Source organism: Streptomyces sp. NBC_01707, from assembly GCF_041438805.1.
Lineage (GTDB): Bacteria > Actinomycetota > Actinomycetes > Streptomycetales > Streptomycetaceae > Streptomyces.
In genome coordinates this window covers 1-25,653 of record NZ_CP109190.1, presented here as the reverse complement: position 1 = coordinate 25,653, position 25,653 = coordinate 1, and the positions used below count along the sequence as shown (strand labels likewise).

Sequence of the window (25,653 nt, the reverse complement as noted above, 5' to 3'; positions counted from 1 at the left end):
GGGTCAGCCGCGTCCCGCCCCACCCGGGCGTGCACATCGCGTCGTTGCTCTCTGGTGGCGGCCGGTTTCGCCGTGTAGCGTCGCCGTCAGATGTCGTGGTTCGCAGTACCTGCCCGCGCTCCGGTGCGGGCATTTTGCTGTGCAGTGTGCGGACCAAGGCTCCCGGGACTGCGCGGTGCGGCTCCGGATATCAACGGGAGGCAGCATGGCCAGCGGAACCGTCAAGTGGTTCAACGCCGAAAAGGGTTTCGGCTTCATCGCGCAGGACGGCGGCGGGCCGGATGTCTTCGCGCACTACTCCAACATCAACGCTTCTGGCTTCCGTGAGCTCCAGGAGGGCCAGGCCGTGACCTTCGACATCACTCAGGGCCAGAAGGGCCCGCAGGCTGAGAACATCACGGCCGCCTGACCCGACGGGGCATCACAAGGCTCCCGGAGCACAGGCTCCGGGAGCCGAGCGGGGTGCGGATACCGGGCCCCGTTGCCGGCGCAGCAACTCCTTTCACTGCTGGCGCCGTCCCGTAGGACGGGACGTGCCCGCGATGCGTCGCCCGTCGGACGGGAGAGATGACGGCAGGCACGTAGCTCGAGGTTCGCACGTGTGCAGTGTGGCGGAAGCCGTGGCCCTCACAGGAGGCCGCGACGTCCGAGGAGATACCGAGTGACGCGACTGTTCGACCGGCAGCTTGCCCAGCCGGATCCGCCCACGCTGTACGACTTCCTTCAGACCGTCCAAGCCACCGACAGGGGCAGCGACAGTCCGGGCGCCGTGAAAGCACGCGTGATGATGGCGCGTCCGGACATCGTCCGGATGGCCCGCACGGTACGGGCCGGTGGTACCGGGATCCGGGTCCAGGAGATTCAGGGCGCCCACGTCGTCGCGGCCGAAGCAGTTCACGAACGAGTCGGGGGCACGCCCGCCCCGGAGCTCCTCTCTCGACTGTGCGAGCGCTCGATCCTGCCACAGCACGAGGCGACCTTCATCGAAGCCCAGAAACTCCGCTCCCTGGGTCCCGTGTCCGCCTTTGGATGGCTGGTCCACACCGAGCCGACAGAGGACGGCTACGCCCTGCAGGCGTACCTCGCCATGGAATGGGGCCGCGGCAAGCTCTTCTCTCCCCTCGCCGTCTGCTACCTCGATCCGGACGACCGGGGCCGCTACCGGCGCGAAGCAGACACGGACGGCCCCGCAGCCCAGTTCGCCACCCCGGACGATCCACAGCGACCGGGACTTCTTCCCAGCATCCTCGACCCGATCCTGCACAGCTTGATGGTCACTACCGGCACCCTGCTGGCGACCCTGGCCATACTCGCCGAACACCCCCAACTCCCCGCGATCATCCCCGACAGGGCGCAATCAGCCGCCTACCGGCGCCGCTCCGGCCGCCCGCTCGTGACCTACCGCAGAATCCCCCGGGAGACCGCTGCCCTCCAGGATCTCTTCGCCGACCTGGACACCGGTTCGTGAACCGGATGGCCCGGACCTGCGTTCACCGAGCTCTGCGCGAAGAAGACAACCGCCCGAGACGCACCAGGAACCAGCCGGGGCCGTTGCGGTAGGGCTGTTGGATCAGCGTCGGGTGATGGAGAAGCCGCTGTAGGGCTGCCTTCGTCCGCCTGCTGCACCGGCACGGCCACCACATGCCGTGACCGGACGCGCCCGGATTCAGGGTTGGTTCATCCTTTCGATCCGTGTGCGGGGTGAACCGGCTGCGTGGTTCGGTGGGGTGCTGTCAGGGTGAGGGGCTGTGGCAGACATGAGACGTGAGGATCCCGAGCCCGCTCCCGGTCCGCGCACCGTGGTTCAGAATCCGGGGATGGCACAGGAGGTATGGCGGCAGATCGCGCCGCTGCTCGCCGAGGACGGCATCCGCGAGGGCGACACCGTCCCCATCCGCGACCTGCAGCACGCTCTGGACCAGGCGGCCGAGCGATACAACCTGGCCCTCTTCAGCCCGGTCGGGCCAGCCCGCGCCGCCGCGCTGACGGTCATCGAGCGGGTGGTCACGGCAATCCACACCGGGGACACCACCCGCGCCGCTCAGCTGCTCGACGCCGTCGAACCCGCACCCTCCGATCCGGCGGATGCGAGCGTGGCCGGCTGCACCGGTACCGCCACCGGCCTGCTCGAGGCGTGGCTCGGCGGACACGACCCGGCTGCCCCGCCCGGACTGAAGAAATGTGTCCGGCTGTCGTCCGGTCACTGGACCGGTGAACAGGCCGCGACCGATCTGCTTGCGCTGGCGGGAAAGGCCCGCGCCCATGCCTCGCTGCGTATGGTGGTGGCCCGCCAGGGCGGCCTGCACGTCCTGTACGGCAGCGTCCTGGCGCTCGCCGCCACGATCGGCGCGTGGGCGGATCTGACCGGCACGGCGGCCGCGGACGTCACCCGCACCGCACTGCGCTGACATCTGGGGGAGTGGGACGTGACCGCCACCGAACTCGAAGAGCCGTCCGAGGGTGCAGCCCCGGGTCCGTTTGCCGCGTACACCGATGAGGCGGAGCTGTACGAGGTTCCCGACGGGGACCTGGAACAGTTCCTGCCGCCGTTCGCCGCCGGGCTGCTGATGGCGGCCGGCCGGATGCTCGCCGCTGTCGCTTACCGCGACGCCGCACACTACGGCGACCGCCCGTTCGACCGGACGGCCAAGGACGCCAACGCTTCGGTGCTCGCGCAACTGCCCGCAGCCTGCGACGAGTACGACCAGGTGTTCCGCCTGCAGGTGGCGCGGGCGCTGGGGGACCTGGCGGACGACCTCGCCGCCGGCCGCGCCCCGCTCGCGCGCTGCCAGGCCGAAACATGGGCACTGTCGGTGATGCTGGAGAGCGCCCCGAGAATGTGCGCCGCGACCGACGAAGAGCTCACCGCCCTCGGGATCACCGTGCCCGACGATGCGGACGAGAACACTTTCCGCGCCCCGTACTGGGACGAGGAGGCGTGGGCGTTCGTCGTCGAGGAGGCGAAGTACAGCATCCCCGAGGCCCGCGGCGACGACAGCGAGGAGGAGGTCCCGGAGCCGGAAGACGGCTGGGACGCTCCCGCGTACTGGTTCTCCCCCTACGGCATCACCCGCCCCCGCGACCCCGGCCGAGGCCATCCCGCCTGGGTACGCGACCACCTCGGCGGCGCCCCGCTCACCCCGCCTGCCCCGCTCACCATCGAGCGGGCCGAACAGCTGCTGCGTCTGGGTGACGACACCAACTCCCCACAGCCTCACCTGGCTTCGTACGCGGACTCCGGGTCCCTTGCGGAGGTTCTCACGCCGCTGGGGGCCCGGCTGCTGGCGGTGGCGGCCGACCATCTTGCCGAGCGGGGACGGGCCGACCTGTTCCACCACGGCGACCGGGTCTTCGAGCGCCCCACCAACGACGACGACGTCTGGGAACTGGAGCAGGACTCCTTCCTCATCCACCTGCCGCCCCTGTGCGACGGCCAGAGTGCCGCATGGCGCCTGGCCATGGTCCGCGCGGTCGAGCACCTCGCCGGTGATCTGCGCTCAGGCCGAGCCCCGCTGCCCACCTGCACCGCCGAAGAGCTCGCCTTCCACCTGATCGTCGCCGAGGCCGAACAAATCCTCGACCTCCTGACCGACGACGAGGAATTCGCCTACGACTGTCACCTGCCCACCGCCGACGCGTTCACGGTCCGCCACCGCACCTTCGGCCGATGGAAAGAGTTCTTCCTGCAGGACTTCGACGTTTTGATGCACTACGACGACACCCTGAGCGAGATCGCCACCGACCCGGACCACCCCACAAGCCAGCAACTCGGCACCGGCGACCTGCGCCCCCGCGCCTGGTTCGAACCCTTCGGCAACATGCGCCCCCGCTCCGCGACACCGGTCCCGGCCGACATCCTGGAGATGCTCGCCACGGCCGACCCGGACACCTTCTTCGCCAGCACCCCCGCCCTCAAAGACGACACCCCCCACCCGCCCGCGACCCCAGTGCTTCCCGAAGGCCTGCGCGCCGAGTTCGAGCATTTCACCGCGCTCGCGCAACACCGGTTCTTCGACGAACCCACCGCGATCGCGATGGCCGTCTCCCTCGAGCGGCTACTGACCCTGCTCTTGTCCACCCCCGCCCTCGTCCCCGCCCAGCTCTGGCCCCTCAACCCCCGCGCCAGCGCAGTAAACGCCGGACGGCTCCTGGTCGACGACGACTTCTGCCTCGCCGGCCTGGACCACACCTGGCGCCTGAACGCCGACCGCACCGACGCCCAGGCCCGCACCTTCACCACCCAGCTCCTTACGGACTGCGCCAACTACGCCCTCGCTCACTACGGCCGCACCCCCTGGGACCTCCTTCGCGGCGGCCCACCCGCAACCCCGCTCGACCCGAATCTGCCCGACATGCTCTGTGCCCGCCTGACCGACCTCGCCCGCGACGTCACCGCCGCCGGCCTGCTTGGCCACCGCATCACCCACCTCGGCCTGACCACCCGCGACCTCGCCGAACACGCCCTCCTGCCCGAACCCCTCGTCACCGCCTGGTTCAACGGCACCCCCGTCTCCCCGTCCCAGATCATCCGCTGCGCCCCCGTACTGCAGACGTCCGAGGACGTGCTGCTCGCCGCCGTCGACGGCAGACGGGACCCCGAGTACTGGCCGCTGCCCGTCCCGCCCAAGGACCACCTCGACCACCACGAGCGGGATCCGCACGGCACGGTGCCAGGGACTGCCGGGGGAGACGACTGAGCGCACACGCCGCCGTCAGCGGCCGTGGCCCCCCGGGTGACTCGGGTACCGAAGACGGCGGGCTCACAGGGACACAGAACAAGCCGGGGCTGAGAGAGCGGAGCATGTGACATGGACGACCAATTCGGTCCCGAGGCCGCTGCCTACACGCGGGCAGATGCATTCGAGGACGGCATCTTCATCGAGATCCCGCCGGCAACGGCCTCGGCCGCCGGCATCACGATGCCGCTGGTCATCACCGCAGGCGCGCGGCAGGAATTCGTGGCAGGCAACGACGGCGGCGAGGACGGGCGGCTGCGGACAGTGCTGTCCGCGGTAGCAAGGGCCGTCGAGCAGACGCCCGCCAACGAGGTCTGCTTCGTGGTGCCTGCGGGCGAACTGCCCTCCGGCCAGGCACCCACCGGCGCCGACCGGCTCATCGCTATCACCGAGACCGGCGACACGGGCGAGCCCGGCATGACCCTGATGCTCCCCCACGAGATGTGACCATGCGCGGCTGCCCAAGCAGGTGTGACTGCGCGCTACATTTGGCGAGTTGAGCGTGAGCCACGCTACGCAGATCTGCCGGCAGCCGGGCCCGTCGCATCACGACAGCACGGGTGCGCCCTTCCAGGTCTGTGTCACCAGGGCTCCTGCGGGGGTCCCGGCGAGAAGCTCCTCCCAGCCGGCTTCGGACATCGGTTTGATCCACCTGAACTGATCGGTGATGCTCAGGCTCTTGGCCAGCCCGGTCGTGGTGAGTACGGCGTACTGCACAAGCACGCTGAGGGCGTTGGTCGCGTGGTGCGAGTGGATGACGATCTTTCCTGACGCTGTCTGACTGGCGATGCCAGGGCAGTGGACGAGCTTTTGATCCTTGTCCTGGTGGGCGAACCCGTGGCGGACTTTGACCATGGTGTCCAGGAATTGCGACGCCTGCGCTTTGCTGAGTTGAGTGGTGGCCGAGCGCCAGGTTCCGGTTCCGCCGGTCTCACTGGACGAGACCTGGACGAGCCAGTCCCAGTCGTCATGTGGGTCATAGCGGAAGAAGGTCCAGAAGAGTTTCCGCAGGTTGTTGGGGCTAGGCGTCTGCACCATGCCCTTTCCGCCAGCGATGTTGTACCAGTTATTCAGGGGCGGCTTCGCCTGTGGATAGTGATTCTGAGCTGTGATCGCCAGGTCTTCGTTGAAGGCTTCGAGGGCGCCGACAGCCGCGACTACCACGCCACGGTTCAGTGCCGAGTGCTCCACCCCCGGTTGGCCGTTGCCGCCTTTGCCTTGTGCCTGCCGGTCAGCGGTCAGCCGGTCCAGCCGTTCCCTGGTTATCTTGTGGATCATCTGAGCGTCACGAAGGTATGCAGTCATCTCATCGATGGGGGACTGCAAGGGATTGAGCGCCACGTGATGCCTTTCCACGGCAGAGAAGTGTCGGGGGTCGGATCATAGGACAGCCCAGTCCATCCCGGGTCCGGGATCATGGCGGTCAAAACAGGCCAGCCCTGCGGAGAGATCACTGCGATGGAGACGTCACGGACGTCTCCATCGACAGCATGCGCAATTCGACCCCCTTCGCCCAACCTTCATGCGGAAGGGGGAGGAGACCGAAACCAAAGATGCTCCTTGAATGTACGGCAAATGTTCGCAATCAGTACGGAGGATGATCGATCCAGGCTATGGTGAGGGTGGGAGGTTTTCATGTCCGAGTTGTTCGACGCGGTCGACGCCCTGATTGCTGGGCATTCGCCGCTGCCCCCACCGGCTGAGCGTGAACGGCTGCGTAAGGCGCATGGTCTGACGCAGGAGCAGGTGTCTGCCGCGCTGAAGGTGCGCCGGTCGACCGTGGTGTCGTGGGAGAGCGGGAAGACCGAGCCGCGGCCGCCGCAGCGTGAGGCGTACGCCCGGCTGCTGGACAAGCTCGCTGAGCTCTACCCCGCCAACACGGCGACGCCCGCGCAGGACACGGCGGTGCCCGAGACGATCACCGCACCCGCCCCGCCTTCACCGAGAGCGGCCGTTTCTGCGCCACCGCAGCCACTGGCCACAGGCCAGTCCCCAGGTTCTGCGTCGGTGACCGCTGCTCAGAACGCCCCGCAGCGCGCGTCCGTCCCGCTGCGCCCGGCGGCGGGCGGGTCCAGGACGCAGTCGACCTCGCGGCGTCCGGCGGCGAAGAGGGCAACAGCGAAGCCGGCCTCGGCCGCGGCCGCGGTCGATCCGCGGTTCGAGAACGGGCCTCTCGCGGTGGTCGACGTCGAGGACGGTCAGGTGTCGGCGTACTGCGTGGGCGGCCTGGTCCTGGACGTTCCTGCCAAGTCCGTCCCGGCCCTTGTCGACTGGACCCTCAACGAGGCGCGCTTGGGCGCGCCCAAGCTGAGCGGGCCGGGGAAGGATGCCGACCCGCTGATCGTGCTTACCGAGGCCGCGTGTGAGCGGTACGGGCTGCCGGTCCGCCTCAGCGATGAGGAACGTCTGTCGGGGAGGCTGCCGGAGGGCCACAAGGTCATCAAGCAGCTGGTGCGGGCGGATTGGAAGCTGACGAAGCGCGGGTTCGGGCCGTGGGCCCGGATCTACCGCCCGGCGCAGGGCGGCAAGCGCCTGTGTATCCAGCTGTGCATCCCGTCGTGGGGCGCGCTGGACACACGGCACTGGAGCAACGCCGCGCAGCTGTCACCGCCAGAACTTGCCCGTCTGCTGGGCACCTATGCGACGCGGGTGATGACCCCGCGCGGCTCTACCGCTGTGACGGGCCTGGAGCTGATGAGCGCCCTGCATCCGCCGACCCGTGCGAGCGAGCCGGACGAGACCGGCAAGCGGCACAAGGAGCACAACCCCGGCTCGCTCGGCGAGGATGCGGTGCAGTGCGCGCCGTGTGAGGCTCCGGACGGGCATCCGTTGCTCAAGGACCTGCCCAGGTTCCATCAGCGCACTCCGGCCGAGATGCTGGTGGAGGAGGCGTACGACTGGTCGCGCCCGCTCACCGACGACGAGTGCCTCAAGCGGTACCTGGTCGGCATCGACGTGAACATGGCCTTCGCCGCCGGTGCGAACGGCACGATCGTCGGGCTTGGGGCGCCGACGCACGTGAAGAGCCCGGTGTTCGATCCGAAGCTGCCCGGCTCGTGGCTGGTGGACCTCTCGCATGTAGAGCTCGATCCGCGGCTGCCCAGCCCGTTCACACCGAAGGGAAACCGGCCCGAAGGCCCGGCCTGGTACGCGACGCCGAGCGTGGCGTACGCGGTGGAGCTCGGCTACCAGGTGGCACCGCTCGAGGCGTACGTGAGGTACGACAACGGCCGCTTCCTGGACGGCTGGTACAACCGGCTGCGCGACGCCTATGTCGCGACGATGGCCGATCTGGGCGTCACCGCCGACCTGTCGCCGGCCGACTTCCTGACGGCGATGGAGGGCTACCGGCAGCGCGACCCGCAGATGGCGATCGTGCTGTCCGCGGTGAAGGCGACGGTCAAGGGCGGCATCGGCAAGCTGCGCGAGCGTCCGCGCGGCGGTGGCTGGCGTCCCGGCGAGCCGTGGCCGGCCCTGAACCGGCCGACGTGGCGCCCGGACATCCGCGCCGCCGTCATCTCCAGGACCCGGGTCAACATGCACCGCAAGATGCTCAAGCACGCCGCAGCCACGGGCCAGTACCCGGTCGCAATCCTCTCGGACTGCCCCGTCTACGTCTCCGACGGCCCGTCTCCGCTGGATTTCCTGCCGTACAAGGACGCAAAGCCCCTGCCGGGCGGCTTCCGGCTCGGCGTCAGCCCCGGGATGGTCAAGCACGAGGGCACCCAGACCACCCTGTGGGCAGAGGGCGTACGCGAAGAACACGGAGACGAGCTCAACCTCGCCCGATACATCAAGGACGGGCACGTCACCCACACGGACACCGGGGAGTAGACCGCAATGAGTATGTTCGGGGACGGCCTCGACAAGGCGGTGCAGCGGGCGTTTACCCGCCCCATCCCGAAGACGGCCGGCGCCCAGGTCAGGTACATGGTCAAGCAGCTCAAAGGAACCAGGGCCGCAGCCGAGGCGCTCGGGATCTCCCAGCGCACTGTCGAGCGGTACGTGAAGGACCAGATCAAAAAACCCCGCAAGGACCTCGCCGCCCGCCTGGAGACCGAAGTCAAGAAGCGGTGGCAGCCGCAGATCCGCGCGAAGGCGAAGGAGAGAGCAGCCTCCACCGGCGGCATCGTCATCGACACCCGCGCCCGCTTCGGCTATACCGCCGCCCCCGGCAGCACCGACGACGCCCGGCTGCGCCACCTGACCGTCGCCCTCCCGCCCACCTACGCTGCCCGCCTCTTCGAAGCCCGCGAACAAGGCGCGTCCGACCAGCAGTTGCAGCAGATCGCCGCCGAAGGGCTCCAGGAGGTGTACTTCAAGGACGGCGGCCGGCGGGCCGCCGGGCTCCTGGTGGAGTACACCGACCTCGAACACATCGAGTTCGACCTCTAGCGTTACCGAACAGTCCTGGAGGGCCCGTATGGGACGCCTGCCTCTCTCACCGATCCCGGCCCGTAGTGCCCGCGTTCGGTGGCCGGCGCTGGAGACCGCCGTGGTTGCGCGATGATGGGCGCCATGGTCAAGGCCGCCGACATCACCCCGCAGCCACGCCCCAAGCGGCGGGTGCTGCGCCCGCATCAGGTCAAGGGCCGGGACGCGGCGGCCCGGCATCTACGCCGACCGGGAACCCGGGGCCTGTTCGTGTCGGCGACCGGGACCGGGAAAACGCTGGTCGCGATCCGTCTGGTGGATCTGCTGGGTCTGCGCCTGGTCCTGGTCGTGGTCCCGACGCTGGACCTGGCCGCGCAGACCGCTCTGGCGTGGCGCGAGGACGGTCACCTGGAGCACATGGTGATCGTCTCGTCCATGGACACCTACGGCCACGACCGGCTCTACGCGAACCGGGTCGGCTCGACCACCGACGCCACCGCCCTGGCCGCCGCCATGTCCGTCGTGGGCCCCGGCAAGGACCAGCTCCCCGCGCTCACGGTCATCTGCACCTACGACTCCCTCGACAAGATCGAGGCGGCCACTCAGCACACCGGACTTTCAGTCCCCCCGTTCGACCTCGCGATCCTGGACGAGGCGCACCGCATCGCCGGCCGGCCGGACAAGAAATGGGCCGCGGTCAACGACGCGCAGCGGGTCAGGGCCGAGCGCCGCCTCTACATGACCGCGACCCCGCGCAGCTTCGCCGCACCCGACGTCGCCGGCTCCGCGAGCACCCGCCCGCGCACTCGCCGCAGCACCGGCGGCCCGGACACGGACATCGACGCCGCGGCCAACTCCATGGACAACGAAGCCGTTTACGGCAAAAAGATCTTCGACTATCCCCTGTCGCAGGCAATCGCCGATGGCGTGGCCGCCGACTACCGCATCGTGGTGCCCACCATCACCGACAGCAACCTGCGCACCACCCTCAACGTCCCCGCCCCCGGCACCACCACCACCGACGACGCCGCCACCACCACCGACGACGCGCTGCGCTCCACCGCCCTGCACCTGGCCGTCCTTCGGACCATGTCCGCACACCGCCTGCGCCGCGTCCTGGTCTTCTTCCACCGCGTCGAGGACGCCAAGAGATTCACCTGCGAGCTCGGCCACACCCTGCGCCTGCTGCGCCGCACCGACCCCGACGCCTTCCCGGGCCTGAACCCCGAGACATTCTTCGTCGACGGCGACCACAGCCCCGACCAACGCACCAAGATCTTCGCCGACTTCGCCGCCTCCCCCTGCGCGATCCTCGCGAACGCGAAGGTGATCGCCGAGGGCGTCGACATCCCGAGCGTGGACGCGGTCGTCTTCGCCGACCCCACCGGCAGCATCATCCGCTGCGTCCAGGGCCTGGGACGCGCGCTGCGCATCGACGTCAGCGGCAAGACCGCCCTTTTGATCGTTCCCGTCTACGTCCCGCCCGGGGCCGACCCCGAAGACATCCTGGGCACCGCCTACGAGCCGGTGTGGGCGATCGCCACCGCTCTGGCCAGCCACGACCACCGGATCCTGGAACGCCTCCCGAACAAAGCCAACCGCCTGCCGCGGGAAACGAGCAGCATCATCGCCCACCGGTGGCACTTCGACTTCACCGTCCACCCCGAACGCATCGCCCGCGCGATGGACCTGATCTCCTTCAACCCCCGCGGCCCGCTCTCACGCGCCCGCCGCGAAGGCCTCACCGCAGCCCAGGCCTTCTACGACGAACACGGTCACCTCGACGTCCCCACCGACCACATCGACACGGTCGGTTTTGAGCTCGGCCGATTCATCACCACCATGCGCGACGCCCACAACACCGGGCGCCTCGACCCGGACTTCACCGCCGAACTCGACGCCCTGGGCATGATCTGGGACAAACACCAGGCCGCCTGGCGCGCCCGCCTCACCGCCGCCGCCGACTACCACCACGCCCACGGCCACCTCGCCGCCCCCTCCACCACCCCCACCGGGGCCTTCCTCGCCGAACAGCGCTCCCTCGCCACCCACGACCGCCTCGACGAGACCCGTACAGCCGACCTGACCGCCATCGACCCCCACTGGCAGCTCCCCTACGGGGCGGACTGGCACCGCAAATACCACCTCCTGCGCACCCACCTCACCGCCGGGAACGACCCCGCAACCCTGACCCCGGACACCACCCTGGGCACAGTGAAGATCGGCAGCTGGCTCACCCGCCAGCTCACCCACTGGAACACCCTCGACCCAGGCCAGCACCAGCTCCTGAGCGCCCTCGCTCTCACCCCCACCACCAACCCCCTCACCCCGCCCCGCCGCGCCCGCCGCACCTTCGAACAGACCGTCCAGCTCCTCGAGCTCTTCCTCCACCGCGAAGGCCGCGCCCCCACCGCCCGGGAGGAGGTCAGGGTCGATGGCGAGAACGTCCGGATCGGCCCCTGGCTGGCCAAGACCCGCACCAAGCACCGGAGCGGCCAGCTGCCCACCGAGCATGAGCGCCTGGTCGCGGCTCTCTTCGACGGGGATTGGACGGACGAGACCGCCGCCTCAGCCGTCCTCACCTAGAACAGGCTGGTAACGGCCGTTACCATGTGGGGTATGGCTAAGACACAGCTGGGTGCACGCGTGAATGAGGACGTGGCGGAGCTTGCGAGGAAGCGTGCCGCCGACCTCGGACTGAGTATCGGGGACTACCTCGCCCGTCTCGTGCAGGACGACGCGAGTGGCCTGCGGGCCCGGGCGGTGGACGCTGCCGCCCGTTTCCTGTCCGAGCACCAGGCGGTCTTCGACGAGGCCGAGGATGCCCAGCAGGCGCCTTCGGGAGTGCGCGCCGCGTGATGGAACTGCACATCGACGTTCCGTGGATCCTGCAGGTCGCCGAGGTGGCTGGCGCGGACGATCCCGCCCCCGACGACTACGGCGTCCCTGTCGCCGCTGTCGCGCGCCACCGGGCCGAGCTCTTCGAGCAGCCCGTTTACGACGGGCCCTACGCGAAAGCCGCGGCACTCGTGGACAACCTCGGCCGGTGCCGCTGGCTCGAGCGCTCCAACATGGCTGTGGCCGCCGCGACGGGCGTCATGTATCTCGAAGCCGCGGGTATCGCCGTCAAGCCCACCCGCGACGACGCCATCGCTCTCAAAGACCTTCTCCTCGATTCCGCCTGCACCGCCGCGAGGATCGCCGCGCTGTTGCGGACCTGGCCCACCACCACCTGACGCTCGCAGCGCACGACGCCGCTTCCAGGGCGCCGGGAGCTCCCGGTCACGGGTTGTTGACGCCCTCCGGTGCTGACACGCCCGGTGGCATATCGACGCGTACTTTGAAGGGACCGTGGAGTTCTCGGTCCCGCCAACGGCCGCGGGGCTCCGGGCCGGTGGCCCATGGACCTCCCGCTCCTGATGAACAACCAGGCCCACGCCGTTATTGAGGCGCTCGGAAGCCAGTACCGGCTGTCGTCGGTCAGTAGATCTGAGCAGGAGTCGGTTTTCTGACCTGTGGTTTCGCCGGTCCCGGGGAGCGCGGCATGCGGCGTGGTTACGGGGTGGGGTTGTCGTCGAGCCAGGTGGTGGGGATGAGTTTTTCGCCGCCTCGCCAGTTGTAGCGAACGGATTCCTGGTACCAGTCGTGGGACAGGTCGGCATGGTCGCTGACGATCATCTGGAAGTTCGGGGAGAGCTCGGTGACGACCTGGTGCATGAGCTGGAACAGGCGGGTGACTGTCACGCGGTCTTCGTCGATGGTGATGTCTTCCAGTCGCCCGCGCGCTTTGGCCATGTCGGAGGGGTAGTAGGGCTGGGTCGGCTGGTCGAGCATGAGGAAGCGGGGGACGGGCCGGCTGTTGTTGACGAAGTACTGGTGGAGGGCAAGGTGGGCGGCCAGGTGGTAGCCGACGTGGTTCTTGCCGCTGCCGATGCGGAGCAGTTCGGTGATGCCCTCGTGTGTGTCGGCGACGACAGTGAGCTTTTTGAGGTTCAGACGTACCAGGCGGTCGCCGTGCTCGAGTTTGAGGAATCGGGCATGACTGGTCATCTTTCCGCTGAGGTAGCTGAGGCTGTGCGTGAGGTTGTCGTCGATGGCCTCGCTGTCGAGCTGCTCTTCGAGGCCTCGGACGATCTGTTGGCCGATGGAGATGTCCGATTGCAGGCGCTGTAAGTGTCCGTTGTCGGTCGTGGTGCTGATCTGGCTCAGGTACGCACTGATTCTGCCGCGTGTGTAGGCCTGCGCCTCGGCTTGCCCGAGAAGGCCCGCCTGCTGGGAGCGCTGCTCGGCGACGACGCTGAGGGCGCCTTCGATGCCGCGGAGCTGTTCGCGTAGACGCGCTGCGGTCTGCTCGATTTCGCGCAAGGCCTGCTCGCGGCGGGGCTGGACTGGTTGCACACTGTCGAGCTGGCCTCGGAGGTCCGCGAGGGTGGTGTGCATGTCGGCGATGGTGGGGTCAGGCTCGGCCAGCTCGTTTCCGCACAGCGGGCAGCTGTGCTCACCAGGGAAGCCGTCGGGCACGAGGTTGAGCGCGGAGAGGCGTGACATACCGCGGGTGACGGCGCCGGTGTAGCCGACGGCTTGAGTCTCCAGGTCTCCCAGGAGCTGACGCTCCTCTGCGAGGGAGCGCAGCTGCCGGCGCAGCGCCGCGGATTCTTCGGTGAGGAGGAGTTCCTGCCGACGCTGCTCCTCGTCTCCGTTGTGCGGGTCGGGCCGGAAGGAGGAGGCCTGCTGGAGTGCCTCGATGACCACGGCCCTGTCAGAGCTGCCGATGTTGTCGTCGGCGAGGAGCCCGTGGACACTGGCTTCGCTGAGAAGGGACTGCAGGCGCGATTCCACGCCTTGGTTTGTCTCCTGGGCCGTCTTGAGATCGTTTTCGGCGCGGCGCAGGGCTCTTTTGGCTTGGAGGAGCTGCTGCTGGAGCGCCGCCTGGTCTTCGGGGACCGCACCGAGGAAGTAGGGGATCGTGGCCTTGAGGCTCTCGGGGATGCTGCGCTCGTTCTGGCGGTGGAACAGGGCTCGTTTGGAAGCGACTTCGTCCTGGTTCTGCAGGCAGAGCAGGACGGCGTGTCCGAGGTTGGCGCTGAGCGGGGAGAGCAGGCTTCCCGGCGCCGGCTCGCTGCGGGTGTCTCCGATGCCGATGCGGCGTCCGAGCTGCTGGCGCAGCTGCGTGGAGTCGGTGTTGACGCGAAGGTCGGGCAGTTCCGGGATGCCGAGGTCGTTGCCGACTTCGAGCATGGCATTGGTGACGGACTTGGCGGTTGCGCTAGGCGCCGGCCGTGCGGCGAGGACGCGGGTGTCGGGCAGTTGCAGGATGACTGCGTACCAGGCGACGGTGTTGAAGATCGGGCTGATCGGGAGCGTGGCCTCGTCCCTGCCGAGGCAGAAGTCGACGATGTCGAGCAGTGCGCTCTTGCCTGTCTGGGAGGTGCCGGTGACGATATTGAGCTCGCCGAGCCGGAAGTCCAGGACGCGCTTTTCGCCACTCTTGCTGTAGAGGATGATCGACCGGATCTGCACCCGCTCAGGGTCTCACGCCGAGCAGCGCAAATACGGTGGAAGGGTTGTCGGACTTGGCAGTCCAGCGGCCTATCAACGAAGCGGCCTTGATCAGGTCCGCGAGCTCTCCCTCGGTACGGGACTTCGAGATCGTGCCTTTGAGGCAGCCCTGTTCGATGGCGAGCATCCGATGGCGCAGCCCGAAGCGGAGGCCTTCCCGTACGGCGGGCACCAGTGAGGCGCTGCGCGCAGCAAGCCCTGCGACGAGTGCAGGGTGATCCGCCACCCAGTTCGTCAGATGGGTGCGCGTCGAGGCGGGCAACACTCGCCGCGTGGGCCGGTGCAGGACCAGCGGAGCCACAACAAAAGCCATCGGCCACGGCATCAGCCTGCCGGAGGCCTCCCGCTCGTAGTCGCGTGCCGCGGCGGCAGTGACGGCAGCGACGAGGGCCGGATTGAGGAAGGCGGCGCTGGCCTGCGGCCGCTCTGCCCAGCTAGGCACGCGCGGCCCTGATCAGGTTCTTCACCCGTGCCTCGAAGTCGGGGTGCCATCCGACCCGCCCGCGGTCGGCCAGCTCATGGTGCTTTCCTCGGGAGAAGAACGCCTCGTCGTACGCCTCCCGTATCCGATAGCGGGTCTGGTCCAGGACTTTGCGCAGCAGGGCCTTGCCGGCCTGTTCCTGCTCCCGGTCGGTGGCGTCTTCACCCAGGTCGTCGAGCATCCAGTCGAACTCCCGCTGCCACTCGTCGGAGAGGTCGCCTTCGAACCGCGCCAGCTCGTCGAGGTCCACCAGGTCGTCTTCGAGCCAGGCCACGGTCTGGGTGTAGGCGCGGTAGTAGTCCACCATCGCCTTGTTCAGCTGGCGGCCGGCGCCCACCCAGCGCAGCTGGTGGACGAAGCAGGCATCGGCCAGCTCGGCCTCGGCCTCCGGGGGGAAGTCCTCACGGCCCACCAGTGTGGGCAACCGGTCGGAGGTGTAGTCGTCGCGGATACGGCTGATGCGCTGCATCAGCCGGGTCACAGAGACGCTGGTGTGCCGCTTCTGCAGCATCTCCACAGTCTGCTCGTACCACCACGCCCACAACTGCCGCATGAAGGAGTCGGCGTGCCCGTCGGGGAGCGCGACCCTGAGTTTCACCCGCACCTGCGCGTCGAGGTCGTCGATGGACGGCGTACCGTCGATGACCCGCATCCGCCGTACGAAGACGGCCCGCTGCGCCGGCTGAAGGGCCAGGAAGGCCGCTCGTGCGTCCTTCGTTTCCATGGCCTTCGACTCCTGCGCGGCGGCGATGAGCAGTTCCAGCGCCTGGGCGGGCGCCGGATTGGGGGCCTTGAGCGCGGCCATGGCCGTACCCGGCCGGGCCTGCTGCGTGGTGACCAGGGTCAGCATGGGGCCGTACTCGTCACCGGGGGCGTGGGTGTCCATCCAGGACTGGATGGTCCGCCACACGTCGTCGTCCTTGTCGCCGAGCGACCGCACACTGCGGATGTGGTGCTTGACCTGCAACAGCTCAACAGGCCGACCATCTTCGTCCCATGCAACGTCGTCGTGGAGCTCCAGGCTGATCGCCCCGTCCGGGCGATCCTCTTGTCCGCGCAGCAGCTCAAGGAGGGCGAATTGCGCCTGGAAGATATAGCCCAGGGCGGACGCAGATGCCTCATGCGCGGAGGACGCCATGCCCACAGTCTCCCGATTCCGATATTGCCCTGTCCAGGACATCACACTAATCGAACACAGGTCTGACGGTGGCGTGTTGTCCGTTCCACTCGGGATGGATACCGGAGGGCGATGAGGAGGTATTGCTCGACCTCTTCGACTGGACCCTTGCGGGTGCTCGGCGAGGAGGCCGAGGCATGCTCAGGTGGTGCCTGCGGCCTGGGCGAGCAGGTGTGGCACGAATTCTGTATCGGCGCTCCGACGTCCTCAGCTCGGCCCCGCCAGGATTACCCGGTTGAGCGAGGCATCCGCCGGATCTCCACGATGCCGTTAAGGAACTCCTCCGGCCCGGCCGGCTCGGGCAGCTCGATGACCACGCTGGAAGCATCGGCTCGCCGCGGCATCTTGCCGCTCCAGTAGTCCACGGTGTCGGCGAGGAGGTCGGCGCGGGCGGACTGCGGCATGGCGCCGATGATGCCAAGGATCATGGAGCCGCTACGTGAGCGCAGGAGGGGATAGACGGTGCTGGTTCCCACTCGGATGTCGTGCGGAGGCAGCGGAGGCAGAGAAGCGGCCAGGCCGGCTAGGACCAGCTGGTCACCCTTCAGGATGCGCGCGGTCAGCTTCTTCTCGCAGGGGTTGCAGTCGGCGATTCGAGCAGCGATCAGGAGTGCGACGACGCTCATGTCGGCATCGTGGTCGGCCCCGAACGTGGCGCCCGGCACGGTTGTCACCGTCGGCCCCGGGTGTGTGTGGTCCTGGCTCATCAGGCAGCTCCTGAATCCTTGTCACGTCGACCCAAAAAACCCAGCGTCCTCGCACGCAGAGGTCGGGAGCTACCCATGGCCAGAGCATCGGGGGTGGCGGCCACCGACCGTACGGCGCCGACTGGCACCGCAAATACCACCTGCTGCGCCACCACCTCGAAACCGGCATCCCCCTCACCCCCGATACCACCACCGGCAGCATCAACCTCGGCAGCTGGACCACCCGCCAGCTCACCCGCTGGAAGGCCCTGGAGGACGGCCAGCGCAGGCTCCTGGCCGCTCTCGACCTCACCCCCGCCACCAGCACCCTGACCCCGCGCCCTGCAGCTCGCCGCACCTTCGCCGAGACCGTCCAGCTCCTCGAGCTGTTCCTTTACCGTGAGCGCCGCTGCCCCACCGCCCGCGAGACGATCACCGTCGACGGCGGCACCGTCAAGATCGGCCCCTGGTTCGCCAAGGCCCGCACCAAACACCGGGCAGGCCAGTTGCCCGAGGACCATGGCGCCCTGGTGGCCAGCCTGTTCAACGGCGACTGGACCGACGAGGGAGCCGAACCCGCCTGCCTGGTGTAGGCACGGAGACAGACTTCTGGGTGCCCCGCACAGCACGCCCGCCACCCGGCTCAGCCCCAGTGGGCGCGGATGGCCGCGGCGGCCTGTTCGATGCCGTGGTCCCCGCACGAGGCGAGGGCCGCCACGGTGGCCGGGGACGGCGCGTCGTCGCGTCCTGCGCGTGCTGCTTCGAGGCCGCGGTCGGCGAGGGTGACGCAGCCCAGGAGGGGCAGGCCGGCGCGGGCCATGTCGGCTTCGACCGCCATAAGGAATACCGGGTCCGGTACCGGTGCAGGCAGCCGAGCGGTGCAGGCGCTGACCATGCCGAGGAAGGGAGGCAGCCTGTCATGGAGGAACCGCAGGTGCCGGTCGCGCAGGAGCGCTGAGCTCTGGCGGGGGTCCAGAGGCTGCTCGGTGACCTTCCGTTTGGGTCCGTGGCCGTGCGCCACGCGCTCGGTCAGTGGGATGCCGCCGGTGTCGGCCACCAGGACGAAGTGCTCGACGTGCTCGGTGCGAGGCCAGGAGCTCCTGCCCATGATGACTACGACGTCGAAGTGGTCCTGGCCCAGGGCCACCGCCTCCCGCAGAGGAGTGTCGTCGTAGGTCAGCCGGCGCGGGTCGGGTGGCGGCGTGGTCCAGGGAGTGTGCTGGCTAGCCAGCAGACCACCCGCACCGACCGGCCCGGCCTGCCACAGCACGGTGCTGCGGTGCCCAGGCCACTCACGCTTCCGCTGCTCGGCAGCCCTGCGCTCCTTCACCCGACGCGAATACAGCGCCAAGTTCATGGGCGCGTGCTCGTATTCGTGCAGCATCAGGACGCGCAGCCCGCCTCGAGCCCACACTGCGGCGATCTGCAGCGGCAGCGACCCGACGGCGTGCCCGTCCTCCATGAGGAACTGCACGGTCCGGCCCCGCTGTTGGACCGGCGCGCGCCCACGGAGCCGGATGTACTTCGCCCCGGTGGTCTGCTGAACCTTCCGGGCGCGTGCCTTCGCTCCGCTCGCTCCGGCCTTCGTCATGATCGAACTCCGCTCCAGGGCCCCCACTGCCCCGCAGAGTCGACGGCGTACAGGTGTGATGGTCTTCCTGCGGGACCACCCCTCGGGCAACGGCCCGGGTGCCCTTCACCTGAAGGCACGCCCGGCGTGGGGCACCAGGCATCAGGTTCGCGGCGTGCGCAGCCGGCCGCGCCAGTACCCTAGCGGCCCGAGACGCCGCATACGGCACAACACACCAGCCACCCGGCCCCGACCGCGCCTATCGCCCCTGCCCCAGGGTGGGCAGGCCGCCCGAGACGGTGCGGACGCTCGGGCCCTTCGCCCGACGCCCGGCGAGCAGAAGCCCGCGTGCTGCCGCGCTCCACACGGTCGCCTCGTCGCTGCGCCCCGCTTGCTGGTGCTGCTGAGCGCCGCGCAGCAACGCGGTTCTCGTGCGGGTGGCTTCGATCACTTCTTGCGACAGCGTTTGTTGACGAGTTCTGACGTCGTCGCCCGGCCGAGGACTCCGCGGTTCGTCACGAGTTTTGAAGGCCGATGTAGCGGAGTCGTGTCGGTGGCTCGCAACAGGGCTGCCACAAGGTTTCAAGATCGCTTGACCTTGCCTCAGAGGGAAGGGCGACAGTGTCTCCGTAGATCAAATGAGCGAGCGGTGTGCGCTCGCCAGCCGGGCAGGACGAAGAGGGGGAGTTCGAGTGACGGCGACCTGCGTCATTCTCGATATCGGTGGCGTGCTGGAGATCACGCCGGAAACGGGGTGCGTGCAGCGGTGGGAAGAGCGGCTGGAGTTGCCGCTCGGCACTGTGCATGAGCGGATGCATGACGTGTGGCAAGCCGGGAGCATCGGGAGTATCAGTGAACGAGAGGTCCACGAGCAGGTGGCAGCACGCTTGGGGCTCGACGCGCCCCAGGTTGAAGCCTTCATGGCTGATCTCTGGGCGGAGTACTTGGGAACGCCTAACGAGGAGCTCATCGCTTATGTGCGTGGGCTGCGAGGAAGCTGCAGGCTGGGCATTCTGAGCAACAGCTTCGTCGGCGCCCGGGAACGGGAGACGGCGCTGTATCACTTCGACGAACTGGTCGAGCAAATCGTGTACTCGCATGAGATCGGCGTTGAGAAGCCGGACCCGCGTGCCTTCGAGGTCGTATGCGCCAGCCTGGAGGTGCGGCCGGAGAGCTGTCTGTTCATCGACGATCTCGCAGTCAATGCTGAGGCTGCTCAGGCAGCGGGCATGCAGGCACATCTGTTTGAGGACAACGCACGGACGATTACGCGCATCGCAGCCCATCTGGACGCTGGTCCCCGGGTTGTAGGGCCTGTCCCGCTCGGGTGATGTCGGCCTGGCCGGCCTTCAGCGGTTGCCGGCCAGGCGGTGGAGTGGTTGATCAGCCCGCTTCTGCGTGTTCGGCACGGGCTCGGGTGCTGGCCAGGCGGTAGGAGTCGGTTCCGGTCTCGATGATGGTGCCGTTGAAGGTGAGCCGGTCGACGATGGCGGCGCAGAGACGGGGGTCGGTGAAGGTCTTCGTCCAGCCTCCGAACGACTCGTTTGAGGCGATGGCGACGCTGTTCTTCTCCTCTCGCTCGGTCAGAACCTGGAACAGCAGCTCGGCGCCGTGCCGGTCCAGTTCCATGTATCCGAGCTCGTCGATGCACAAAAGGTCGACGCGACCGTAGCGGGCGATGGTCTTGTTCAGCTGCTTCTCGTCGGCGGCTTCGACCAGCTCGTTCACCAGTTTGGTAGCGAGCGTGTAGCGGACGCGGTAGCCCTTCATGGCGGCCTCGGTCCCCAAAGCGATAAGCATGTGGGACTTGCCGGTGCCGGAGTCGCCGATCAGGCAGAGCGGCTGGCTCTTCTTGATCCACTCGCAGCTGGCGAGTGTGTTGATGGTGGCCGCGTCGATGTTGGGGTTGGCGTCGAAGTCGAAGGTCCGCAGTGACTTCTCCCTCGGGAACCCGGCCGCCTTGATCCGCCGTTCCGAGCGTCGGCGGGCCCGGTCGTCGCACTCCGCCATCAGCAGCTCGGCGAGGAAGCCGCGGTAGGTCATCTGGTCCTTGGCGGCCCGGTCGGCGATGTCCGCGAACTCGTTGCGAATTGACGGCAGCCGCAGCAAGCGGCAGGCGGTGTCGATGGCGGTGGTGGCGGCTTGCTCGGTCAGTCCTCGCTGGCGGGGCAGGGTCACTGTGCTTCTCCCTCTCGGTGGTCACCGCCGCTGGCGCGACGTCGGAGCAACTGGTCGTAGGGCGTCACCGAGGGCAGTGGCCTGGTGTCCGGCGGCAGGTGGTTCAGCTTCCACTCGTGCAGGAACGTCACGGTCGCCGGCGGCTGCCCGGTGGCCAGCGCAGACGAGGTGGCTGGAGCGGGTTCGTCCTCGGTCTGGGCGGCTTTGCGGGCCTCCAGGGCGACCGCGTCCGCGGTCAGGGCCCCGGCCCGCAACGCGGTCGCCAGACCGGCGACCAGGTGCTCGTGCGGGATGTGCCGGGCCATCAGGAGCACCTCGATCAAGGCCCGGGTGCCCTCGGTGTCGCCGTGTGCTTTGACCGCTGCGGCCCACCAGGCGTCATGGACAGGGGTGAACTTGCCGGCGGAGCGGGCCTGCTCGAGTGCGGTCGCGCCGGGGAAGGCGCCTGGCTTGCGGATCAGGGCTTCGAGGTAGTGGTCCAGTTCCAGGCGGCAGCTGCCCTTGGCGATCAGCCGCTCGTGGCGGGCCACTTCCACATTCTTGTCGTAAACCACCAGGTGAGAGGCGTGCAGCATCACCCTGACCCGCTTGCCGATCAGCCTCACCGGCACCGAGTAGCGGTTGGTGCGGACCGCGATCTGGCTATAGCGGTCGACGCGAGGCGTGAACACCCGTCCGGTCTCGAACGGCTCCTCGGGCAGCGGCATCAGCAGCGGCCGCTCGACCTCGAAGTACTCGTCGATCGTTCGCGGCCGGGATCCGATCCGGCGCCGGCCGTCGTGCTGGTCCCACTGCTCGACCAGTTCGTTCAGCTCCGACAACGAGGCGACCTCGGGAACCGGGGTGAAGTGGTTGCGACGGAAATAGCCGATCTGCCCCTCGACCCCGCCCTTTTCGTGGGCGCCGTCGATGCCGGGCCGGCAGTAGAAGCTCTCGATCCCGAAGTGCGACTTGAAGGCGATCCACCGGTCGGTCTCCACCCTCGCCCGGCTCAGCCCCAGCACGCGGGCGACGGCGGCCTTCAGGTTGTCGTAGCGGACCTTGCTCCGTGGGACACCGCCCAGCGTCCGCAGGGCGTGCGCGTGCCCTTCGAAGAAGGCTTCCTGGCCGCAGGAGGCGAAGACGCGGTGGACGGCCTTGCCCGAGTACGACAGGCGGAAGGAGAACAGGTAGCAGGTGACCAGTTCGCCGGCGAGGCGCACGCTCACGTCGCCGAAGCCGACCTCGGCCTCCATGCCCGGCTGGTGGGTCTGGGGCACGAACGCTTCCAGCGGGGCCTTGCCCGACTCCACCAGGATCCGAGGCTTCCGGTCCGCGACGTAGCGCCGGACCATCTGGTAGGACACATCGGCGCCGTGCTCTTCAACCAGGCGGTGGAAGAGGCGCGTGACCGTGTGCCGCTGCTTGCGCGGCGCATCCAGGTCCGCCCGCAGGATCCCGTCGATCACCGCCTTGTACGGATCCAGCGCGGTCGGGCGCGGTGGCAGCTTCTTCCGAGGCTCCGGCCAGACCGAGTCCACGGCCCTGCGGACCGTCCGCCACGACACGTTGTACTTGCGCTCGATCTCCCGCATCGTCATGCCGCCGCGGTGGTCGCGCCGAATCGCGGCATACAGCTCGACCTTCGACATCTGCGGCATGACCAGGGCCTTTCACCAGGAACACCCCGATGCTCCCGTGGCAAGGACTCCACTGCCGTCAAAACTCGTGAACATCACCCGACCGTGGATCTGGGGGCCTCCCAAACCCGTGAACAACTGACGACGCAACTCGTGAACAAAGCCATGCGAGTCTTGAGGGTCTCGGTGTACATCGCCCGCGACCCGCGTACCTGGACTGCCCCGGCCGTGCCTCGCAGGCACAGCAGCGCACGTTCGTCCACGCCCCAGGGAGTGTGATGGTCTGCGGGGAAGTGTCAGGTGGACCTCGTCGTCTGAGCGTCAGGGGCGCAGGCGCGGTGACCTTGTCGTTGACGGGTGGTGCTCACTCGTTGCTGGCATGAGTGACGAAGGGCCATGTCATTCTCACGTCGAGCACCACCAAGACGTGCCAAGCCCTCATCAAAGCCGAGGGCAAGACAGGCAGCCCCGCCGCTTTCGGCGGGGCGGAGAGGCGGGCTTCGGCTTCGCGGAGGACGACTTCGGCGAGGGCGCCGTGGCCGTCGCTCTTGGGCAGGGCGGCGGCGTGGCGTCGGACGTCGGCGGCTAGGCCGGTCGTGGAGCACGTGTGGGTGCCGTTCACATCAGCGTCCCGTGTCGGCCGGACCGGTCAGCACCTCGACCACGAGGCTGTGGCGGCGCGGTGACGCGCGCGCCCGTGGTGCCCTGGCTGTCGCTGTCCGCTTCCTTCCGCCAGCGGACGGCGGCGCGCTGGGACACGACGGTGTAGATGAAGTCGGCTCCGTGCACCCGCTCCATGTCGAGCACCAGCCGTTCGAACGCCTCGGCGGCACCGGCCGCGTCCCCCGCCCTGCCGCGCAGGTTGGCCAGGTTGAGCCGAGTGGTGAGGACCTGAGGGTGGTCTTCGCCCAGCACGCGCACCCGGTCGGCGAGCAGCTGCTCGGAGATTTCCACGGCGCCGGCCAGGTCCCCGATTTCGCTCAGGTAGTGGGCCCGGTGCCGGAGCGCCACGGTATCGGGGTGCTCCTCGCGCAGCGCCCGATCGCGCTTGTCCAGTTCCTTCTCCGCCTGTGCGAAGGGGTTGCCCAGCACTCTCTTCACTCGCACCGCACAAAGCGTGGCCCCCACCACCGCGACCGCACCCGTGATCACCCATCTCCACGACACGTCAGGCACGCCTCCTTCGCTCCACGTCGTCCGGCCGATGCCCATCACATGGTCTCGGCCGTGTTGAACCCGCCACGGTCATGGACGCCCTGACGGCCCGCGTCAGTTGCGCCGGGCCCACCGCGGCGGCCGAAACGCGGCGGCTGCGGCACCGGTCACGCACTACGCCCGCGCCACGGCTGACCTACCGCTTCGTGTCACCGTAGGGTCCGAGCCCAGCCACCGCAGCTGTCGTAGATCTTGTGCGAAGGACTCCCGGGCGGGCGTGGCTCAGGCTGCCTCGCGCCCGGCATCCGTCGTCGCCGCGTGACCGCGCGTGCTCTGCGGCTGCCTGCACCGCCCGGCAGCCCGTCACGTGGGCGTTCAGAGCCTGGTGATGTGCTGCTCCCACTGGTGCAGCCAGTCGGTGTGCCCGGCCTGGCCGGTGGGGGGAACGGTCTGCAGCTCCTTGGGCAGGGTGATTTCCTCCGGCGCCCAGGTGCCGTTGTTGAAGGAGCAGGCCCACATGGCGTGACGGGAGGAGTTGACGACCGTGGCGGCGATGGCGCCGTCGTCGGTGAGGGCTCCGTCGTCCACGGCAGTTCGGCCGGCATCGATCGCTTTGCCGCTGCTGCGGAACACGCTGACGGACATGCCGTGCGGGTGGCTCTTGCCGGTGAGGAGGTAGAGGGTCCAGTAGGTGCCGACGGCGTCCGGCCACCGCTTGCGTGCGGCCTGCCGGGAAATCCCGCCCGCATACTCGCCCAGTTCCGCGTAGTTGGCCCCGGCACGGCCGGCCCGTGCGGCGGCCTCGGACGCCAGGCGCTGCGCGATATCGCCGACCTCCGTGGCGACCTCCAGGTACACCAGGTGCAGCTGCTTGGCGGCCGCCGACGTGGGGGAGATGGCGTTCGGAGTGGCCGGACCCTGCTGCCCGTTGAGGCCCATGCGCTTCCTGGTCTCCGACCAGATCAGGTTACGAACCTCGGCCGCGAAGGCGACCCTCTCCTCAAGTGCCTCGCTGTCGAGGCTCCACATGTCAACCATGCGTCAACTCTAGTTCACGGAACGGGATTTCGACAACGAAAGTTTCCCATGAGCATTATTGCGATGAACGTAATTCTTTGCGACGATCGCAATATGGATTTGATCAGCGACATTGCAGCGATCCGCTTCCCTCTTCCCGCACCCGGATCGGTCACCCCGGCCGACCTCTACTTCGAGGCCTACGAGAAAGCCGAACGCCTACGCGCCGAGGAACAGGAGAACCTCCAAGCCGCATGCGACGGCCTCGACACAGACCCGCTGCTCCTGGCCCTCCAGGACGCCCGGGCCCGCAAAGCCGCGGCAGACGCCGAGATCCGCCGACTCCTCGCCTACGGCCGGCGATTCCACGGCACCCGCCCCTACCACCTGGAGTCCCTGGCCGAGGCCAGCGGCATGACCATCTCCGGCATCCGCACCGCCTACGGAGACGACGAGATCGAGCAGGTGGAACAGACCATCGGCCGCAAACCGAGCCGACGCACCACCAAATCACCAACGAAGGGGGCCCGTTGACCCAAGACCAGGACACCTGCCTCTGCCCCACCCCCTGGCCCCGCCTCACCACCCTCATCGAGCAACGCGAATACACCGTCACACCCGCCCAAGAGCACAGCCCCACCTCCGCCCTCTACCTCGCCCACTGCGCCACGTGCCGGACTCCGTACACACGCCCCTGGAAGCGAACCCCCGCTGCTCCATCCAGCTCCCCGGCCGGCACCCCGACTCCACGGCCATAGCGGCCACCGGCCGTGGAGAGGCACGAGCCCGAGATCCGGATTCACCCAAAGTCCTGCCACAAGGAAGCAGCCACATGGCGCAGGGTAAGAAGCCCACCACAACGCACTGCAGACAGACCTACCCTGATGCGCCATCACAACCCACCCCGCTGCCAGCCAGCAGCCCGCGAAGCGGGCCAGGACTCGAAGGCGAAGCCGGAGAGACCAGGTAGGGCAGCGCAGCGCCCTACCCGTGTTGTTGAAGCGAAGCGGAGACAACACAACTCGGCGAAGCCGAGTCCAGTGCAACGCGAAGCGTTGCGCCATCACTTCTCAACACCTGCGCGAAGCGCAGGTGTTGCGC

At 68.4% G+C, this 25,653-nt stretch carries 24 protein-coding genes; 12 read left to right on the top strand and 12 right to left on the bottom strand.

Features of this window, described 5'->3' with window-relative positions:
• The first annotated feature begins 205 nt into the window (after positions 1-205).
• The 5 genes from OG963_RS00120 to OG963_RS00100 all read left to right on the top strand — a co-directional run bounded on the left by OG963_RS00120 (position 206) and on the right by OG963_RS00100 (position 5,183).
• Positions 206-409: a cold-shock protein gene (locus OG963_RS00120; RefSeq protein WP_327425334.1), complete on the top strand. Its 204-nt coding sequence runs from the start codon at positions 206-208 to the stop codon at positions 407-409.
• 252 nt (positions 410-661) lie between these two features.
• Positions 662-1,468: a hypothetical protein gene (locus OG963_RS00115; RefSeq protein ID WP_327425333.1), complete on the top strand. Its 807-nt coding sequence runs from the start codon at positions 662-664 to the stop codon at positions 1,466-1,468.
• Positions 1,469-1,817: 349 nt separating this feature from the next.
• Complete coding sequence (locus OG963_RS00110; protein WP_327425332.1) at positions 1,818-2,408, top strand: hypothetical protein; 591 nt, start codon at positions 1,818-1,820, stop codon at positions 2,406-2,408.
• Positions 2,409-2,426: 18 nt separating this feature from the next.
• The gene (locus OG963_RS00105; protein WP_327425331.1) at positions 2,427-4,697 is read left to right on the top strand and encodes a hypothetical protein; all 2,271 of its coding nucleotides are present in this window, start codon (positions 2,427-2,429) and stop codon (positions 4,695-4,697) included.
• A gap of 111 nt (positions 4,698-4,808) precedes the next feature.
• On the top strand, positions 4,809-5,183 hold the full coding sequence (locus tag OG963_RS00100; RefSeq protein WP_327425330.1) for a hypothetical protein: 375 nt from the start codon (positions 4,809-4,811) through the stop codon (positions 5,181-5,183).
• Between the two features lie 99 nt (positions 5,184-5,282).
• Here the strand turns inward: OG963_RS00100 and OG963_RS00095 are convergent, their stop codons facing one another.
• Positions 5,283-6,077 carry a hypothetical protein gene (locus OG963_RS00095; RefSeq protein WP_327425329.1) on the bottom strand — a complete coding sequence of 265 codons (795 nt, stop codon included), beginning with the start codon at positions 6,075-6,077 and terminating at the stop codon, positions 5,283-5,285.
• A 294-nt stretch (positions 6,078-6,371) separates the two neighbouring features.
• Between OG963_RS00095 and OG963_RS00090 the strand changes: the two genes are divergently transcribed.
• From OG963_RS00090 to OG963_RS00070, 5 genes are all read left to right on the top strand, one after another.
• Positions 6,372-8,570, top strand: a complete 2,199-nt coding sequence (locus OG963_RS00090) for a helix-turn-helix domain-containing protein (RefSeq protein ID WP_327425328.1) — start codon at positions 6,372-6,374, stop codon at positions 8,568-8,570.
• Between the two features lie 6 nt (positions 8,571-8,576).
• The gene (locus OG963_RS00085; protein WP_327425327.1) at positions 8,577-9,131 is read left to right on the top strand and encodes an XRE family transcriptional regulator; all 555 of its coding nucleotides are present in this window, start codon (positions 8,577-8,579) and stop codon (positions 9,129-9,131) included.
• 123 nt (positions 9,132-9,254) lie between these two features.
• Positions 9,255-11,696, top strand: coding sequence for a Helicase associated domain protein (locus tag OG963_RS00080; RefSeq protein WP_327425326.1), 2,442 nt, complete (start codon positions 9,255-9,257; stop codon positions 11,694-11,696).
• 33 nt (positions 11,697-11,729) lie between these two features.
• The gene (locus OG963_RS00075; RefSeq protein ID WP_327425325.1) at positions 11,730-11,969 is read left to right on the top strand and encodes a hypothetical protein; all 240 of its coding nucleotides are present in this window, start codon (positions 11,730-11,732) and stop codon (positions 11,967-11,969) included.
• Positions 11,969-12,346, top strand: a complete 378-nt coding sequence (locus OG963_RS00070) for a fic family toxin-antitoxin system, toxin component (RefSeq protein WP_327425747.1) — start codon at positions 11,969-11,971, stop codon at positions 12,344-12,346. The genes OG963_RS00075 and OG963_RS00070 overlap by 1 nt, the downstream gene beginning before the upstream one ends.
• A 319-nt stretch (positions 12,347-12,665) precedes the next feature.
• On the opposite strand, the gene OG963_RS00065 is transcribed toward OG963_RS00070, so the two are convergent.
• The 6 genes from OG963_RS00065 to OG963_RS00040 form a co-directional block, all read right to left on the bottom strand.
• A complete protein-coding gene (locus OG963_RS00065; RefSeq protein ID WP_327425324.1) occupies positions 12,666-14,630 on the bottom strand; it encodes a DUF3732 domain-containing protein in 1,965 nt (654 codons plus the stop codon).
• Between the two features lie 4 nt (positions 14,631-14,634).
• Entirely contained in the window at positions 14,635-15,111 is a 477-nt protein-coding gene (locus OG963_RS00060; RefSeq protein WP_327425323.1) for a three component ABC system middle component, read from the bottom strand.
• Positions 15,104-16,288 carry an ABC-three component system protein gene (locus OG963_RS00055; RefSeq protein WP_327425322.1) on the bottom strand — a complete coding sequence of 395 codons (1,185 nt, stop codon included), beginning with the start codon at positions 16,286-16,288 and terminating at the stop codon, positions 15,104-15,106. Before OG963_RS00055 ends, OG963_RS00060 begins: the two co-directional genes overlap by 8 nt.
• A gap of 266 nt (positions 16,289-16,554) precedes the next feature.
• Positions 16,555-17,034, bottom strand: coding sequence for a hypothetical protein (locus tag OG963_RS00050; RefSeq protein WP_327425320.1), 480 nt, complete (start codon positions 17,032-17,034; stop codon positions 16,555-16,557).
• 622 nt (positions 17,035-17,656) lie between these two features.
• Positions 17,657-18,604 carry a hypothetical protein gene (locus OG963_RS00045; RefSeq protein WP_327425319.1) on the bottom strand — a complete coding sequence of 316 codons (948 nt, stop codon included), beginning with the start codon at positions 18,602-18,604 and terminating at the stop codon, positions 17,657-17,659.
• Positions 18,605-18,842: 238 nt separating this feature from the next.
• Positions 18,843-19,034, bottom strand: coding sequence for a hypothetical protein (locus OG963_RS00040; protein WP_327425318.1), 192 nt, complete (start codon positions 19,032-19,034; stop codon positions 18,843-18,845).
• 241 nt (positions 19,035-19,275) lie between these two features.
• Here OG963_RS00040 and OG963_RS00035 point away from each other — a divergent pair, with 241 nt between their 5' ends.
• Positions 19,276-19,914 (top strand): HAD-IA family hydrolase, encoded by a 639-nt coding sequence (locus tag OG963_RS00035; protein ID WP_327425317.1) that lies wholly within the window; start codon positions 19,276-19,278, stop codon positions 19,912-19,914.
• Between the two features lie 52 nt (positions 19,915-19,966).
• Here the strand turns inward: OG963_RS00035 and istB are convergent, their stop codons facing one another.
• From istB to OG963_RS00010, 5 genes are all read right to left on the bottom strand, one after another.
• Positions 19,967-20,761: an IS21-like element helper ATPase IstB gene (istB, locus tag OG963_RS00030; protein ID WP_222812189.1), complete on the bottom strand. Its 795-nt coding sequence runs from the start codon at positions 20,759-20,761 to the stop codon at positions 19,967-19,969.
• Positions 20,758-22,392, bottom strand: a complete 1,635-nt coding sequence (gene istA / locus OG963_RS00025) for an IS21 family transposase (RefSeq protein ID WP_327425746.1) — start codon at positions 22,390-22,392, stop codon at positions 20,758-20,760. The genes istB and istA overlap by 4 nt, the downstream gene beginning before the upstream one ends.
• Positions 22,393-22,744: 352 nt before the next feature.
• Positions 22,745-23,002: a hypothetical protein gene (locus OG963_RS00020; RefSeq protein ID WP_327425316.1), complete on the bottom strand. Its 258-nt coding sequence runs from the start codon at positions 23,000-23,002 to the stop codon at positions 22,745-22,747.
• Positions 22,999-23,487, bottom strand: coding sequence for a tetratricopeptide repeat protein (locus OG963_RS00015; protein WP_371798137.1), 489 nt, complete (start codon positions 23,485-23,487; stop codon positions 22,999-23,001). Before OG963_RS00015 ends, OG963_RS00020 begins: the two co-directional genes overlap by 4 nt.
• Before the next feature lie 423 nt (positions 23,488-23,910).
• Complete coding sequence (locus tag OG963_RS00010) at positions 23,911-24,573, bottom strand: hypothetical protein (protein ID WP_327425314.1); 663 nt, start codon at positions 24,571-24,573, stop codon at positions 23,911-23,913.
• Between the two features lie 48 nt (positions 24,574-24,621).
• On the opposite strand from OG963_RS00010, the gene OG963_RS00005 reads away from it, so the two are divergent.
• A complete protein-coding gene (locus OG963_RS00005; protein WP_331740917.1) occupies positions 24,622-25,086 on the top strand; it encodes a hypothetical protein in 465 nt (154 codons plus the stop codon).
• The last annotated feature ends 567 nt before the right edge of the window (positions 25,087-25,653 follow it).